Genomic DNA, 17926 nt, shown 5'->3' on the forward strand with positions numbered 1-17926 from the left:
CTCTTTTAACCACTATATGAAAAAATACCTATTAGGGCTCTTATGCCCTTTGTACCTCATCGCACAAAACAAAACTACTCAAAAACCTAACGTCATCATCATTGTAGCCGATGATTTAGGCTATGGCGACCTAAGTTGCTATGGCGAAAAGACAATTCATACCCCGCAGGTAGCCTCTCTCGCCAAACAAGGAATGGTCTTTACGAACGTACATTCCACCGCTGCCACTTGCACACCTTCGCGCTATTCACTCTTCACGGGCTTGTACAATTGGCGACGCAATGACACCGGTATTGCTCCTGGTGATGCTGCTATGGTCATTCGTCCTGAGCAAACCACCATTGCCGATGTGTTCAAAGCAGCAGGCTATACTACTGGCGCTATTGGCAAATGGCACTTGGGCTTAGGAGGCGAACGCGGTAAACAGGATTGGAACGGCTTTATCACCCCTGGACCTTCCGATATAGGCTTCGAATATTCCTGCATAATGGCTGCCACAGCCGACCGTGTACCTTGCGTGTGGATAGAAAACCAACGCGTAGCCAATTACGACCCCTCAGCACCCATCGAAGTGAGTTATAGCCTGCCTTTTGAAGGTGAACCTATGGGTAAGAACAACCCCGAACTGCTCACTAAGCTCAAACCTTCCTTACACCACGGTCACGACCAAGCCATAGTGAACGGCATTTCGCGTATCGGCTATATGAAAGGGGGTGGCAAAGCACTCTGGACGGACGAACATCTCGCCGATACCATTGTAGCCAAAACGGTAAAATACATCGAAAATCACAAGTCTCAACCTTTCTTTCTCTATGTGGGTACTAATGATATACACGTACCTCGCTACCCCAATCCGCGTTTTGTAGGCAAAAGTGGTATGGGTTACCGCGGTGATGCAATTCTCCAATTCGACTGGACAGTGGGTGAAATCGTAAAAGCCCTCAAAGCTAATAAGCTATACGATAATACGCTCATCATTATCACCAGCGACAACGGTCCTGTGATAGACGATGGTTATCAAGATCAAGCCGAAGAGCTCTTAGGCAGACATCGTCCGTGGGGAGCTTTTCACAACCACGGAGGCAAGTACAGCAATTACGAAGCAGGTACGCGTGTGCCCTTTATCGTACGCTATCCTAAGATAGTGAAAAAAGGTACTTCCGACGCTTTGCTCTCACATATCGACCTCTTTGCCTCTTTAAGTAAATTTATTGGTGCTGAGATACCCGCAGGAGTAGCCACCGATAGCGAAGATTACCTCAAAGCCTTCTTAGGCAAGGACAAGAAAGGTCGCCCTTATGTAATAGCCTCTGGGGGAGCGCTCTCCATCACCGATGGTCGTTGGAAATATGTAGTCCCCAGCGACAACCCCTCTTATCAACCGCTCACTCGCACACATCTGGGCAACTATCCTGAACCCCGATTGTACGACCTCAAAGAAGACATAATGGAGCTCTACAATGTAGCAAAAGACCATCCCGAAGAGCTCACCAGACTCAAAACAATGCTCGACAATATTAAAAACAGAAAATAGTGCTTTAACAATCAATAATAAAATTCGCTCCAAAAAAGGTAGATACTTTTTTGGAGCGATGTAATATCAATACTTTTTCTCCTATTCTCCCTTCTATTTCCGCTTTTCTTTCGTTTATTCTTCATCTGCCCGTGTAGCTCGCTCCGTCTTTTGTTCGTTCTTTAGTCATTGTAGAGCCACTGTAGAGCCACTGTAGACCCACTGTAGACCCACTGTAGAGCCACTGTAGAGCCACTCATCGTTCGCCTTACCTTCGCCTTTCCGTCGCTACATACTTTGCCAAAGTTGAAATCCCCTTCGCATTACCTTCGTCATTCGTCATTCATCATTCGTCATTTCTTTCTTTTACTTTTTACATAAATCCCATTTTTTGTCATTTGCCAATTATTTTCTATTTTTGCACTTTAAACAACATCTGTTCCGATGGAAGACAATACACCTCAAAACACTACTCCACAAGGAGATAGCATCATTAAAGTCACAGGTATGTACCAAGATTGGTTCTTGGATTACGCTTCGTACGTAATCCTCGAACGCGCTGTACCAGCAATCGAAGATGGCTTTAAGCCCGTACAACGCCGTATTATGCACTCGCTTAAAGAATTAGACGATGGTCGCTACAACAAGGTGGCTAACGTCGTGGGGAATACAATGCAGTATCACCCTCACGGCGATGCGAGTATAGGCGATGCTATTGTACAAATCGGTCAGAAGGACTTGCTCATCGATACGCAAGGTAACTGGGGAAATATCCTCACAGGTGACGATGCGGCAGCTCCTCGTTATATCGAGGCACGCCTTTCTAAGTTTGCCCTTGATGTGGTGTTTAGCCCTAAGGTAACCGAATGGCAATCCAGCTATGACGGTCGTAAAAAGGAGCCTATCAGCTTGCCGGTGAAGTTCCCGCTCCTCTTGGCACAAGGTACCGAGGGGATAGCCGTGGGGCTTTCTACCAAGATATTACCTCACAACTTCATCGAGCTTATCGAGGCTTCCATTGCTTACCTCAAAGGTAAACCTTTTGAGTTATACCCCGATTTCCCTACTGCGGGTATTATGGACGTAAGTGGCTATAACGATGGGGCAAGAGGCGGACGTGTGCGGGTGCGTGCTAAGATTTCGCAACTCGACAAGAGTACGCTTTGCATCACCGAAATTCCGTTTACTACCACCACTACTTCGCTTATAGATTCTATACTGAAAGCCAACGAAAAAGGCAAGATAAAAATCAAAAAGGTAGACGATAACACAGCTGCCAATGTAGAGATATTGGTGCACTTGCCCAACGGCACGTCGCCCGATAAGACTATCGATGCACTCTACGCCTTCACTGCCTGCGAAACAGCTATTTCGCCCATTACCTGTGTGATTGAGGACAACAAACCGCATTTTCTCACCGTCTCAGAAGTGTTGCGTCGCAGTACCGACCGCACAGTAAGTCTGCTCAAACAAGAGCTCGAAATTGAACTTTCTGAACTCGAAATGCAATGGCACAGTGCCTCGCTCGAAAAGATTTTCATCAGAGAAGAAATGTATATCGACTTCAAGAAATACACCGATAGAGAAAGTTTGTACGAGTACTTGTACCAGCGTTTTGAACCTTTCAAAAAAGATTTGATCCGTGAGATTACCGATGACGATTTGGCGAAACTCACTCAAATACCAATGATTCGCATCACTCGCTTCGACTCTTATAAGGCTGATGAAAATATCCTCAAAATTGAAGCCGATATTGAGGAAGTGAAAAACCACCTCGCAAACCTTATCGACTATGCGATTTCCCATTTCGAACGACTCAAAAAGACTTATGGTAAGGGGCGCGAACGGAAAACCGAAATGCGCGTATTCGATACCATCGAGGCGACCAAAGTAGTGGTGCGCAATACCAAACTCTATGTGAACAGAGCAGAAGGTTTTGTAGGTACAGGCTTGCGCAAAGACGAGTATGTAGGTGATTGCAGTGATATCGACGATGTGATTGTATTTACCGAAAGCGGTGCGATGTACGTTACCAAAGTAGCTGAGAAACAATATATAGAGAAAAACATCATACACGTAGCGGTCTTTAAGAAAGACGATAAGCGCACCGTGTACAATATGATTTATAAGGACGGACAAACGGGCTTCTCCTATATCAAGCGTTTCAACGTTACGGGTATTACCCGCGATAAGAAGTACGAGCTCATTCCTCAACACAAAGAGTCGCGCGTGCTCTATTTTACAGCCAACCCTAATGGTGAAGCCGAAGTGGTAACCGTGAACTTACGTCAGTTAGGCACTTTGCGCAAACTGCGATGGGATATCGATTTTGCCGATACCCTCATCAAAGGGCGGGGCGTTAAAGGAAACCTCGTGAGCAAATACGCTATCAAGCGCATCGAGCTAAAAGAAAAAGGCGTATCAACCCTCAAACCGCGCAAGATATGGTTCGACGACATCGTAAAACGCCTCAACACCGAAGAACGCGGTACGCTACTGGGGGCTTTCAAAGGCGATGACCGTATGCTTCTCATCACCAAAGAGGGCGTCGTGAAGACCATTATCCCCGAATTGAGTCTGCATTTCGAGAACAATATCGCCGTAATGGAAAAATGGGTGCCCGAGAAACCTATTTCGGTGATTTACTACGATGGCGAGAAAGAACGCGTGTTTGTAAAACGCTTTGTGGTAGAGAACGAAAACCGCGAAGAGTTAGTCATTACCGAACATCCTAAATCGCAATTGCTCTTTGTCTCTGCCGATTGGCGACCTATGGCTGAGGTGGTCTTCACCAAAGAAAAAGGCAAGGAGAAAGAGAACCTCATTGTGAATTTAGAAGAGTTTATCAGTGTAAAAGGCATCAAAGCCTTGGGCAACCAGCTCACTACCGATAAGGTGAAAACTGTCAACACCCTTGAATCTCTCCCCTACGAAGAACCCCAAGAAGAGGAACCGGTAGAAGACCTCGGCGATGAAGAAATTGTCCCTCCTCCCTCTGAAAATGAGAGCGACGGCACCCAAACAGAATTAGAATTCTGAGATAACGATGAATAATCAAGTCGCTTTTGAGTCGCTACACTTTGCCAAAGTTTTTAATTGCTCGTCGTGCTACGACCTTTGGCAAAGTTGATTAATAATTTGCTTAGACAACTTGGAGCAAGTGTAAGCACTTATTATGAACTAAAATAAAAGCGGGCAAAAAGCGGGCAATATATTAGAAATTTATTATAGTAATTGAGCAATACCTTTGCGGCTTGTCCCCCTTCGGGGGTTCGGGGGCTTTAATATAAAAACAAACCTTATGAAAAACTATATCACACTCTTTATCATATTGTTGTTGGGAAGGAATGTAGCAGTGGCACAAGAGAGTAAAGAAGCTGTACTCCACCGGCTCAACCAAACCATTGAGCAGAGTGCTACTTATATACAAGCCAAAGAACAGCGTATTACTTCCTTGAAAAAGGCTCTTAAAAAAGCCTCTCAACCAACAGAAAAATACGACCTGCACAAACAATTGTATACCGAATACCGAAAATTTAAGGTCGATTCGGCAGTAGCCTATTTGCTGAAAAACGAACAAATAGCAATAGCTTTAAACGATGCTGAAAAGGAAGACGAAACCCATATCTTGCTCTCTAAACTCTACTCGGTAAAAGGAATGTACGTAGAAGCGTTGCAACTGCTAAAAGCTATCGATAAACACCAATTACCCAAGAAATCTCTGTGTGAATATTACGATTCGTGTTATGCCTTGTGCAGTCATTATGGGCAAAGCATCAATAATAGCGCTTATTTGAGTGCCTCCAACCGCTACCGCGATTCCTTACTATTGTGCATAGACAAACAGTCGCTTACTTTTAAAGTAAACAGTGCTATCGATGAGTTCTTTACAGGAGACAAAAACCGTGCTATGCAACAGTTTCAACAACTATTGCCACAAACTACCGAAGAGGAACCTGAACGTGCTATAATAGCTTATTATTTAGGTCTTGTAGAACGAGAAAAAGGAAATGACGACCTTCAAGAATACTATTTTGCCCTTTCTGCTATCGCCGACATCAAAAATGCAATCAAAGATAACGCTTCCTTGCAGAGCTTAGCGCTTACTTACTACAAACGAGGAAATATAAGCAAAGCCTATCAGTTTATCAAAATGGCAATAGATGATGCTGCCTTCTGCAATGTGCGACACCGCGCCGAAGAAGGTGCCTCTTTCTATTCCATCATCAACACCGCCTATCAAGAGAAAGAAGCCAAACAAAAGAAAGAATTACAATTGTATTTAGTGCTCATCAGCGTATTGTCGGTAGCCCTTATTATCGCTTTGGTATATGTGTACAAACAAGTAAAGCGACTGATAAAGATACGTAAAGAACTCTCTTACAGTAATCAGCAACTCGAAAAGCTCAATACCGACCTACAACTGATGAACCAAAACCTCGAGGAGGCAAACCTCAACCTCGAGGAGGCAAACCTTATTAAAGAAGAGTATATTGCTCATTTCTTCAACCTCTGTTCTGCTTATATCGATAAGATTGAAAACTACCGAAAACTACTCTACAAAAAGGCTTCTAAACATCAGTTTGACGACCTTACCAAGGTGCTAAAATCTACCTCCGTAGTAGAACAAGAATTAGAGGTACTTTACAAGAATTTTGATACTATCTTCCTCAATATATACCCGCATTTTGTAACCCACTTCAATGCTCTTTTAGAAGAAGGCAAACAAATCTTCCCTAAAAAAGGTGAACTACTGAATACAGAATTGCGTATCTTTGCCCTCATCCGTTTAGGCATCACCGATAGTAATAAGATAGCCGAATTCTTGCGCTATTCTCTTCGCACAGTGTACAACTATCGCACCAAAGTACGGAATAAAGCGAAAGGAGAACGCGATACTTTCGAAGAAAAAGTGAAGAAAATACGTAATTAATAGATGAAATTTCAGTACTTTTTTAAGCTTTTTTCACAATTCAATTAGCTAATATTCAATTCGATATTTTTTGAAAGCAGTACTTTTCTAATACCCGATTGCGCACAAGTGTTTTTTTGCTGTACTTTTGGAGCGACTAAACAAACGTAATGTTTTTATTTTATGAAAGTACTCAAAGAACATTTAATGCTAATGATGGTACTGTTAGTAGGCTTTGTAGGTTTTGCCCAAGCACAATACAGCAGAGTAACAGGTACCGTAACCGATGACAAAGGAACACCTCTTCCTGGTGTTTCTGTAGTAATAAAAGGTACTACCAAAGGCGTAGCTACTGATTTCGACGGTAAGTATACACTTACTGACGTAGCTCGAGGAGCTGTTTTAGAGTTTTCTTCTGTAGGCTACAAAACCCTCGTTTTAAAAGTAACAGGTGAACAGCTCAATGTTAAACTTTCTGAAGTTGCCCAAGACCTCGATGAGATAGTAGTAGTGGGCTATGGGACTCAAAAACGTGGTGATGTAACCACTGCTATCACCTCAGTAAAGACCCAAGACCTCGACCAACGTCCTGTAATTTCAGCTGCACAGGCTATTCAAGGGCGTGCTGCGGGTATCCAAGTAGTACAACCTAGTGGTGCTCCAGGCGCAGGCTTGGCAGTGCGCATTCGCGGGAATACCTCTATCAGCGCTTCCAACGACCCTCTATATGTGGTAGATGGTATCCCTGTGCAAGACATCAGTGGGATTGCCCCTACCGATATCGAGAATATGCAAGTACTTAAAGACGCTTCCTCAGCAGCTATCTACGGTTCACGTGCTGCTAATGGCGTAGTGCTTATCACTACCAAACACGGAAAACGCAACGAGCCTAAAGTATCTGTTAATACTTATGTGGGTATCTCGCAAGTAGCCAAACGCATAGAATCCTTAAATACGGCTCAATACAACGAACTGATGAAAGAAACAGGTGCTGTTACTCTTCCTTCAGGTCTTACCGACAAAACCGATTGGTTCGACGAGACCTTCCGCAAGAGTATTATCCGCAATACACAGCTTTCTTTCTCAAATGCAACTGAAAATACCAAGTATTACATTTCAGCAGGGAACTCTAAAGATGAAGGGGTTATTCGCTCTTCTTTTTTCGAGCGTTATAATGTGCGCCTCAACTTAGAAACCAAAATGCGCAAATGGCTCACTTTTGAAACTAATCTATCCTATTCCGATTACTCGTCTAATGGTATTATTACCGGTACGGGCTCTAACCGCGCTGGGGTAGTGCTTTCGGTAATCAATACGCCTAAATACGCCCCTATATGGAGCGATAAACCTGGGGAAGAAGGTTGGTATTACTACAATTTCTATGGAGCAAACCTCACTCACCCTGTAGAGAATATCTCTCGTAATGCCGACAATACCTCTAAGAGCAATCGCTTGGTAGGAAGTGTATCGGCTATTGTAACTTTCTTGCCGAGCTTAAAGTTCAAATCTACAGTAGGTATCGACCGTTTAGGACGCACTCAAACTCATTGGACTGACCCTAAACTCACCGAATATGGACGTAAGATCTTCGGTACTGCCGACGATATTCGTACTAACAACACTGTGATGACTTACGACAATTTGCTTACCTTCGATAAGAGTTTCGGCAAGCACAACCTTTCTGCTTTGGCAGGTACTTCAGGAACGGTATCTAAATGGAATGAAAGCTATTTGTATGCCTCTCACTTCCTTACACCCGACATCAAAACCATCAACGCTGCCAATAAAATAGAACAAGGTAGTGGTTCGAGTGCTGCCGAATGGGCGATTATGTCGTATTTAGGTCGTATTTCTTATAACTACGATAGCAAATACCTTCTCACAGCTAATTTCCGCGCCGATGGTTCTTCAAAATTAGCACCTGGAAAACGCTGGGGGTACTTCCCTTCTGTATCCGTCGGTTGGCGTATCTCACAAGAAAACTTCTTGAAAGAAGTGGATTGGCTTAGCGAACTCAAATTGCGCGGTGGCTGGGGACAAACAGGTAACCAAGCTGGTATATCCGATTACGGCTACTTGCAACGCTTTTCTATCACTCGTCAAAACTGGTGGGAGGCTGGCAAAGGTGATGCAATGGTAACCTTGCGTCCTAATTCATTCTCTAACCCTAACCTCACTTGGGAAACCACAACCCAATCTAATATCGGGCTTGATATAGCGCTCTTCAAAAACCGTATCTCTTTAGCGGTAGATGCTTATCTTAAAAAGACTACCGATTTATTGATGGATGTGCCTCTTCCTGCTACTTCACCAGTGCCTTCTATCTATCGCAATGAGGGCGAAATGACCAATAAAGGATTAGAGTTCTCTGTGGACAGCCGTAACCTTACAGGTAATTTTGAATGGAATACAAACTTCAATATCTCGTTCAACCGCAATGAGCTAACTAAACTTACCCTTCAAAAAGTGTATTACTACGCCAGCACTTCCGAAGCTATTACTGAACAAGTGGTGCGTATTACCGAAGGGCAGCCTTTGGGCAAGTTCTGGGGATTTATAAGTGAAGGTGTAGACCCTCAAACAGGTAATATCAAATACAAAGACCTTAATGGTGATGGTAAAATCTCAGTGTCCGATAAAACTTATATAGGCGACCCTAACCCCAATTTTACCTTTGGGCTTACCAATGACTTCTCCTATAAAAACTTCACTCTGAGCGTATTTCTACAAGGTTCTTATGGTAATGATATCTACAACGCTTCTCGTATAGAAACTGAAGGTATGTACGATGGTAAAAACCAATCAACTGCCGTGCTCAACCGTTGGAGAAAACCTGGTGATATTACCGACATTCCTCGTGCTGTAAGAAGTGCCGATAACATCAAAGCTTCTTCGCGATGGGTAGAAGATGGTTCGTATTTGCGTCTCAAAACACTTACTCTGGCTTACAACCTCTCCAATGAGGAATTGTTGAGATATGGCATTCGCAAGATACAACCTTATTTCACCGCTCAAAACCTTTGGACACTCACTAACTACAAAGGATTTGACCCCGAAGTAAACCAAGGGCTTTCAGGTCCTACGATGGGTATCGATTGGGGTACTTATCCTCAAACCAAAACTTTTATCTTTGGCTTAAACATTGATTTTTAATACCTATACAAAAATGAAAAGATATATATACCTTGCACTCTCGTTAGTAGCACTAACGGCGTGCAGTTTAGATAAAGACCCTATTTCGGAGTTCAACGAGAAAAACACAACTGCCGAGGGCAAAAGCTCTTCTGCCATAGAAACCAAAGCACAAATGCAAACCCGCTACGAGGCTATCTATGCTTTCGTACGAGGTAGCGCGCAAGAGTTCTGGACGTTAGACTTCCTACAAAATACCGAAACTCGTGCCGATAACGCTTATGCAGGTACTTCTGGCGTCGAGATTACTTCTATAGAACAGAACAGCCAAGATGCATCTAACGGGAATATCAAACGTGATTGGCAAAAATACTTAGAAGGTATCAACTTAGCCAATGTAGTAATTGCCAATGTAGATAAAGTGCCCGATGCCTCGCTTACAACAACTGAACGCAAACAGTGGAAAGCCGAAGCTAAAATACTCAAAGCGTGGCTTTTATTCGATATGGTGCGCTTTTGGGGAGCAGTACCTATTCCTCCTATTGAAGTCCCTGAAATATCATCTGAAAATGTAGAAGAAACCTACAAATTGCTCTTTCCTGAACGCACTTCAGTTGCCGAGGTGTACAACATCATTCGCACCAACCTCGAGGAAGCTCTCGTCGATGCTCCCGCTGTGAAGGCTAACGATAAGTTCTTCTTTAGTCGCGCAGTTGCCAATGCACTCTTAGCTCACGTATATGCCGAGAAACCTATACGCGACTACAACAAAACCATTCAGTATTGCGCAGCCGTAGAAGCCGATGGCTTTTCTCTCTTGCCTAATTACGCCGATTTATTTCAAATCAACGATGCTAAAACCGATGTAAAAGTGCGTAATTCTGCTGAGTCTATTTTTGAGATTACCTACTCTCAAGGCGGACAAACGTGGTTACCAGGGCTCTTCGGCTTAAACTACACCAACCCCAATAGCACTTACAATTGGGCGAAATGGGTAACCCCTTCACGCGACCTCATCGCTGCTTTTGATGCTGAGGGCGATACTGTGCGCAAAGATCAAGCTATCGTTTGGGGGCAACCTTCTTGGAAAAATTATTACCCTTCTGAACACTATCCTTTTATGTACAAAATACGTTCAGGAGGCAGTAGCATCATCAAGTTGCGTTTAGCCGATATCCTCTTGCTAAAAGCTGAAGCCTACGCTGCTTTAGGTCAAACTGCTCAGGCGGCCATCTTGGTAAATCAAGTACGCGCAAGAGTAGGGCTTACTGCTATTTCCACCTCTCTTTCACAAGAACAAATGAAAGCAGCCGTACTCAAAGAACGTCGCCTTGAATTGGCTTTTGAAGGCTTCCGTTGGTTCGATTTGGTGCGTAACGATAAAGCCATTGAAACAATGAACTCTCTCAACGCAAGAGATACTGGTAGACTAAAACAAACCTACCCGCTCAACGAGAATACAGTGCTTTATCCTATCCCACAAACTGAATTAGAAAACAATAAAAAACTCACCCAAAATCCTGGTTACTAATGAAATTATTCCCGTCTTTTTTACTTGTAATACTCTGGAGCATCGCTTCTTGTAGCTGCCAGAAAAAATCCAACACAGGGGAGGATCCTACTCCTCCCCCTGTTGTTGAGCCATCGGTAGGTAAAGTGAGCGTATTGCTGACTACAGCCAATCGCCAAAAAGAATTCTACAAAGAGCAAACCGACCTAAAGCTCATCAAAAACCCTAACGCATCTTATAGTATCACCCTAAAACCCACTGAAAGATTCCAAACTATCTATGGTTTCGGGGCTGCTATTACAGGTTCTACCTGCTATAATTTAATGCAGATGTCTCCTACCGATAGAAAGGCATTCCTCACCGAAACCTTCTCCGAAACTGAAGGCTTTGGGCAGAATTTTGTGCGTATATCCATCGGATGTTCCGACTTTTCTCTAAGTGAATACACCCTTTGCGATACCAAGGGAATAGAGCATTTTGCTCTCACCAAAGAGGAAACGCAATACGTGATTCCTATACTCAAAGAGATTCTCGCTATCAACCCCAAAGTGCAGATTATTGGCTCTCCTTGGACACCTCCACGCTGGATGAAGGTCAATAATCTTACCGATTTGCAACCTCATAACCAATGGACAAGCGGTCAGCTGAACCCTGCTCACTATCAGGATTACGCGTTGTACTTCGCCAAATGGTTGCAAGCGATGAAAGACAATGGATTGAACGTCAAAGCTATCACTATACAAAACGAACCTCTCAATAGGGGCAACTCGGCTTCTATGTATATGGGATGGGACGAACAGCTCGCCTTTATCAAAAACGCCTTAGGAAAAACTCTGCGCGACAAAGGCTTTGCTGAGGTTAAAATCTACCTCTTCGACCATAACTACAACTACGATAATAAGCCTTCACAACAGCAATACCCCTTGCATATCTATAAAGATGCCGATGCCTCTCAGTACGTTGCGGGGGCTGCTTACCATAACTATGGGGGAAATCCTAACGAATTGAGCAACATTCATAACCAATACCCCAATAAAGAACTCATTTTCACCGAAAGCTCCATAGGTACTTGGAACGACGGTCGCAATCTTGAACGCCGTCTCACCGAAGATATGCAAGAGCTCGGTATCAAAACCCTCAACAATCATTGCAAGGCAGTGATTGTATGGAATTTAATGCTCGACGAGCACGGAGCGCCCAATCGTGAAGGCGGTTGCAAAACTTGTTTTGGTGCGGTCGATATCCAAACATCCGATTATAAAACAATGCAACGCAATTCGCATTACTACGTGATAGGTCACCTTTCGGCAGTCATCAAGCAGGGAGCGACCCGCATAGGTGTTGAGAAAACCACCGACGACAACGTGCAATGTACCGCATTCGAGAACCCCGACGGCTCTTTGGCTTGTGTGTTGCTGAATAAAAAGAAAGAAGCAACCTATCTGACCCTAAGCACCGGCAAGCACTATTTCTCTTATGAAGTACCCGCCAATAGTGTGGTATCTTTTTTGATACCTAAAATATAAACAGAAATTGTAAACTTTGCCAAAGCTCGTAGCACGAGAGGCTATAATAACTTTGGCAAAGTTGAAAATCAACAAATTAATTAAGCAAATGAAAAGAATATTACTGTTGTTATTCCTATTAGTAACAACCTTTGCGAGTGCGCAAACCGCAACCCCTACAACCCTTATCAAAACCGTTATTCCGTTTGAACAACGCGACGAGACTTCTTGGATTACCCGCTATCAAGGCGATATCAATCGTTATCAGAAGGAGAATAAACGCTTAAAAGACCTCTCTTGCGACGTACTCTTTCTGGGGAGTTCATCTATCAATCTGTGGGATACTATCTACGAAGATTTCGCCCCACTGAAACTCATTCGTCGTTCCTACGGAGGGGCTACTTTGCGCGATATGATTTACAATTACAACACTATTGCCAAAGGCTATACCCCTAAAAGCATTTTGCTATACGTGGAAAACGATTTGGGCAATCATAAGGAAGGTGTAAATGCCGTGAAGTGCTTTGACCTTTTCCGTATATTTATCGACAAGCTCAAAAAAGACTACCCTAATACGCCTCTGATTGTGGTATCGCTAAAACCCTCACAACACAAAGCCGACCAGCTGAAAGACCAACTCTTGGTAAATGCTTTGTTGGAAGAAAACGCGACCGCACAAGGCTATACTTATGTAGATATTACCAAAGTAATGTACGATGAAGCGGGTAATCTCCGCACTGATATCTTTAAAGAAGACAACCTACATATGAATGCCGAAGGTTATAAGCTCTGGACAGCCATTCTCAAACCACTTCTGCTCAAAAGTATAAGAGGAGAATAGATTGACAAATAAGCAAATAAGCAGATTTGTAAATGAAGAGTGAGACGTATATTAGGAGATATAGAACTTTTAGACTGCTGAAAAAATGTTAAAGTATGCTAAAAGGACAAGAAAAACACAAACTTTTTTAGGAGGTACTCATTTTTCACCTTAAATAACTAAAATACTAATAATCATTTTATTACATTACTTTTTGTGTTTTACTTTTCAGCCTCTTTGGACGAACCTAAAGCGAACCTAAGGCGAAGGTAAGGCGAAGCTAAACCGAAGATAAGGCGTTACTAAACTGAAAATCAATTGGCTAAAAGAGGGTATGAAAATCTGAAAAAAATATGTTAAAAATGAGTTTTTGACGAAAAAAACGCAAAAATATTATCTCTGAAAAAAAATGAAATTTGTTTTATTGATAGGTAGTATTTCTATTTGCTTAATCCTATGAACACTAACAACTAAAAATGACTAATATGAAAAATATAAAAACTTTACTGCTTTGCTGTGTCGTAGGTACGCTCTCAGCCCAGCAAACGCCTGTTTATTTAGACGCTTCACAACCCTTTGAGAAGCGCATAGAGGATGCCCTCTCGCGAATGACTTTAGAGGAAAAAGTAGCTATGTGCCACGCTCAATCTAAGTTCAGTTCACCTGGAGTGCCCCGTTTGGGTATCCCCGAAAACTGGATGACCGATGGTCCTCACGGCATACGCCCGGAAGTACTCTGGGACGAGTGGAATCAAGCTGGATGGACAAATGATAAATGTACCGCTTTCCCTGCCCTCACTTGCCTTGCTGCTACGTGGAATCCCGCTCTCAGCAAAGCCTACGGGAAAGCTATAGGCGAAGAAGCCCGCTATCGCAACAAAAACGTACTCTTAGGTCCTGGGGTGAACATCTACCGCACTCCTCTCAATGGTCGCAATTTCGAGTATATGGGTGAAGACCCTTATTTGGCATCCAAAATGGTCGTGCCTTATGTACAAGGCGTGCAAGCCAATGGTGTGGCTGCTTGTGTGAAGCACTATGCGCTTAACAATCAAGAAATCAACCGCCATACAGTGAATGTAAAGGTAGACGACCGCGCCCTGTATGAGATTTACCTCCCCGCTTTCAAAGCCGCTGTGCAAGAGGGAAAAGCGTGGAGCATAATGGGGTCTTATAACAAATATAAAGACCAATGGGCTTGCCAAAACCAATACCTATTACAAGATATCCTGCGCAAAGAATGGGGCTTCGACGGTGCCGTAGTATCCGATTGGGGTGGAGTGAACAACACCGATGGCGCTGCTCTCCACGGATTGGATATGGAATTTGGTACTTGGACTGACGGAATGGTTGAAAACCGCTCCAATGCTTACGACCATTACTTCCTTGCCCAACCTTTTCTCGAAAAACTAAAATCAGGGGAGATAAAAGAAGAAGTAGTAAATGAAAAGGTGCGCAATATCCTCCGACTTGTATTCCGCACCAATATGGCAGCCAATCGACCCTTTGGGTCATTCGCTTCACCAGAACACTTTGCCATAGCTCGCAAGATAGGACAAGAAGGCATCGTACTGCTCAAAAACGATAAAAATGTATTGCCTATCGACATTAAAAAGGCAAAAACCATAGCCGTAATAGGCGAGAATGCTATCAAAATGATGACCGTAGGAGGAGGAAGTTCCTCACTGAAAGCCGTTCACGAGATACTCCCCTTAGACGGAATTAAAAACCGTGTAGGCAATACAGCCAAAGTGCTCTATGCACGTGGCTATGCTAGCGACGATTACAAAGACCAAGACGGGCTTGCCGCCAACGACATCACCGACAAACGTCCGGCGCAAGAACTCCTTGCCGAAGCCGTAAAAACCGCTCAACAAGCTGATGTAGTTATTTTTATAGGCGGACTCAACAAACACGACGGTCAGGATTGCGAAGGTAACGACCGCAAACAATACGGCTTACCTTACGGACAAGATGCCGTGATTGAAGCTTTGGCAAAAGCCAATAAAAACTTAGCAGTAGTGCTCATTTCGGGCAATGCAATGGCGATGCCTTGGGTGAAAAGCGTACCTGCCATTGTACAAGATTGGTATTTGGGCTCCGAAGCAGGCAACTCCCTCGTCGATGTACTCTTCGGTGATGTGAACCCTTCGGGTAAATTGCCTTTCACTTTCCCTGTACGTTTGGAGGACAATGGAGCTGTAGCCTTAGGTGAATACCCAGGAGATAAAGAGGTTACCTACCACGAAGGCATTTTGGTAGGCTACCGCTACGCCGATACCAAAGGGATAAAACCGCTATTTCCTTTCGGTCACGGACTCTCCTACACTACTTTCAAATACGGAAAACTCACCGCCAATAAGAAGACCACCAACGGTGATATCAGCTTCTCGGTAACAGTACAGAACACCGGCAAACGTGATGGCGCTGAAGTAGTACAACTCTATTTGCACGACGAAGAAGCCTCAGTGTTACGTCCGTATAAAGAACTCAAAGGTTTTGAGAAAGTATTCTTGAAGGCAGGAGAGACCAAAACCGTAACTTTCCACATCACCAAGCGAGACCTTTCCTTCTTTGACCCCAACCAACACGCTTGGGTAGCTGAAAAAGGCACATTTAAAGCCTTAGTAGGCACCTCTTCTGGTGACATTAAAAGCACGGTTGATTTCACCTTAGAATAAATATTTTTTACTTTTCATATGAAAAAAGCTTGAAGTCCACAAGACTTCAAGCTTTTTTGCTTAAAGGAGCTTGCAACACTTTGCCAAAGTTGAATTGGTGACAACATTTTTTCATCATTTATCATTTATCATTTGTAATTGTTTTTTATCTTTGCCACATTATTAAGTGTCTATAATGAAGAAAAACATACTCCTCGCCCTGCTTTCAGGGGCTTTACTCGCTTGTGCGTGGGTAACTTACGGCATTACTGCCCTTATATTCATTGCCTTAGTACCTCTCTTACTAATGGAAGCGCGCATTAGGCGTGATTACCAGCATACCAAACGCAAGGTGTTTGCACTCTCTTATTTGGCTTTCCTCACTTGGAATATCCCTACCACCTGGTGGATATGGTACTCTACCCAAATAGGAGCAATTTTTGCTATTTTGGCAAACACTCTCTTAATGACACTCACTTTCTTGCTCTACCACATCGTAGCGAAACGTATGAACCGCAAAGTGTCGCTCGTTTTCTTAGTAGCGATATGGCTCTCTTTTGAGAAATTCCACCTCACGTGGGACGTTTCTTGGCCTTGGCTCAATTTGGGTAATGTCTTTTCCGAACAAGTTACGTGGATACAGTGGTACGAATATACGGGCACCTTCGGGGGCTCACTATGGGTATGGCTTGTGAATATCGCACTTTTTATAGGCCTAACCGATTATCTTTCTACTAAAAACCGTAAAGCATTTGCCCGAAAAGTGGGGGTGGCAATGCTCCTTTTTGCTATTCCTGTGGTGATTTCGTATTTCCAGTATATCAATTATAGCGAAGCAGGCAAAAAGACAATCAATGCTATTGTTTTACAACCTAATATTGATCCTTATCAAGAAAAATACGCACTTTCCAATCAAGAAGTAGGTAGGCTCTTAGTACAACTTGCCACTGAAAATATAGACGACCAAGTGAATTTTATCATCACTCCCGAAACGGTTTTTGCTGAGAACATTAAGTTACAAGATTTGCCTGTTTCGTGGGAAGTATCTATTTTGCGTACTTTACTCAGTTACTATCCTAATGTAAACTGGATAGCAGGAGCCTCTATGATTGAGTTTGTAAGAGATAAAAACCTGACAACCTCTCAAAGCAACTACTTGCCCGACTATGGTTTTTGGTACAACGATTACAATTCGGCTTTCTTGCTCAATCGCAATGCCGAAGTACCACTGTATCACAAGAGCAAATTGGTGGTAGCAGTGGAAAATTTCCCTTATCAGCAGGTGCTAAAACCTATTTTAGGCGAAACACTTATCAACCTTGGCGGTACGGTAGCCCTGAAAACCACCCAGCCTGAACGCACTGCCTTTGCAGGAGTAGACACCGAGGGCAAGGCAGCACCTATCATTTGCTATGAGACTATCTATGGTGAGTTTGTAACAGGTTATATTAAGAAAGGGGCTAACTTCTTGGCAATTCTCACCAACGATGCGTGGTGGCGCGATACGCAGGGTTACAAACAGCTACTCAGTTATACCCGCTTGCGAGCGATTGAAACCCGTCGCAGCGTAGCCCGCAGTGCTAATACGGGTGTTTCGGCTTTTATCAATAGTAGGGGAGACATACTCAAAACCCTTCCTTACGGTACCCAAGGTAGTCTGAAAGGTGCCATCGCCTTAAACGACGAAGTAACATTTTACGTTCAAATGGGCGACTACATCGCTCGCATTGCGTATTTCTTGGCGTTTTTTGTTTTCTTGTATGCGGTATTGAGGAAACGTGAAAAAAGGTCGTAGCACGACGGGCAATTAAAAAATTTGGCAAAGTTGAATACCTCTATTTGCATCACTTTTCTAACGACTAAAAAACTAACGA

9 protein-coding genes are annotated in these 17926 nt (G+C 43.4%); all 9 read left to right on the forward strand.

From position 1 onward, the window contains the following. The first annotated feature begins 16 nt into the window (after positions 1–16). The 9 genes from HMPREF1321_RS07185 (at position 17) to lnt (ending at position 17847) form a co-directional block, all read left to right on the forward strand. Positions 17–1534 (forward strand): sulfatase-like hydrolase/transferase, encoded by a 1518-nt coding sequence (locus tag HMPREF1321_RS07185; RefSeq protein WP_009421991.1) that lies wholly within the window; start codon positions 17–19, stop codon positions 1532–1534. A gap of 423 nt (positions 1535–1957) precedes the next feature. Further along, complete coding sequence (locus HMPREF1321_RS07190) at positions 1958–4552, forward strand: DNA gyrase/topoisomerase IV subunit A (RefSeq protein WP_009422006.1); 2595 nt, start codon at positions 1958–1960, stop codon at positions 4550–4552. 262 nt (positions 4553–4814) lie between these two features. After that, a complete protein-coding gene (locus HMPREF1321_RS07195; protein ID WP_009422003.1) occupies positions 4815–6446 on the forward strand; it encodes a DUF6377 domain-containing protein in 1632 nt (543 codons plus the stop codon). A 162-nt stretch (positions 6447–6608) separates the two neighbouring features. Then, positions 6609–9578 (forward strand): SusC/RagA family TonB-linked outer membrane protein, encoded by a 2970-nt coding sequence (locus tag HMPREF1321_RS07200; protein WP_009422015.1) that lies wholly within the window; start codon positions 6609–6611, stop codon positions 9576–9578. 13 nt (positions 9579–9591) lie between these two features. Then, positions 9592–11088 carry a RagB/SusD family nutrient uptake outer membrane protein gene (locus HMPREF1321_RS07205; RefSeq protein ID WP_009422016.1) on the forward strand — a complete coding sequence of 499 codons (1497 nt, stop codon included), beginning with the start codon at positions 9592–9594 and terminating at the stop codon, positions 11086–11088. Then, complete coding sequence (locus HMPREF1321_RS07210; RefSeq protein WP_009421999.1) at positions 11088–12593, forward strand: glycoside hydrolase family 30 protein; 1506 nt, start codon at positions 11088–11090, stop codon at positions 12591–12593. The genes HMPREF1321_RS07205 and HMPREF1321_RS07210 overlap by 1 nt, the downstream gene beginning before the upstream one ends. A gap of 88 nt (positions 12594–12681) precedes the next feature. Further along, positions 12682–13413, forward strand: a complete 732-nt coding sequence (locus HMPREF1321_RS07215) for a GDSL-type esterase/lipase family protein (protein WP_034575874.1) — start codon at positions 12682–12684, stop codon at positions 13411–13413. 455 nt (positions 13414–13868) lie between these two features. Beyond that, the gene (locus HMPREF1321_RS07220) at positions 13869–16073 is read left to right on the forward strand and encodes a glycoside hydrolase family 3 C-terminal domain-containing protein (RefSeq protein WP_198003462.1); all 2205 of its coding nucleotides are present in this window, start codon (positions 13869–13871) and stop codon (positions 16071–16073) included. Between the two features lie 175 nt (positions 16074–16248). After that, positions 16249–17847, forward strand: coding sequence for an apolipoprotein N-acyltransferase (gene lnt / locus HMPREF1321_RS07225; RefSeq protein WP_009422012.1), 1599 nt, complete (start codon positions 16249–16251; stop codon positions 17845–17847). The last annotated feature ends 79 nt before the right edge of the window (positions 17848–17926 follow it).

The organism is Capnocytophaga sp. oral taxon 412 str. F0487, assembly GCF_000271925.1.
Classification (GTDB): domain Bacteria; phylum Bacteroidota; class Bacteroidia; order Flavobacteriales; family Flavobacteriaceae; genus Capnocytophaga; species Capnocytophaga ochracea.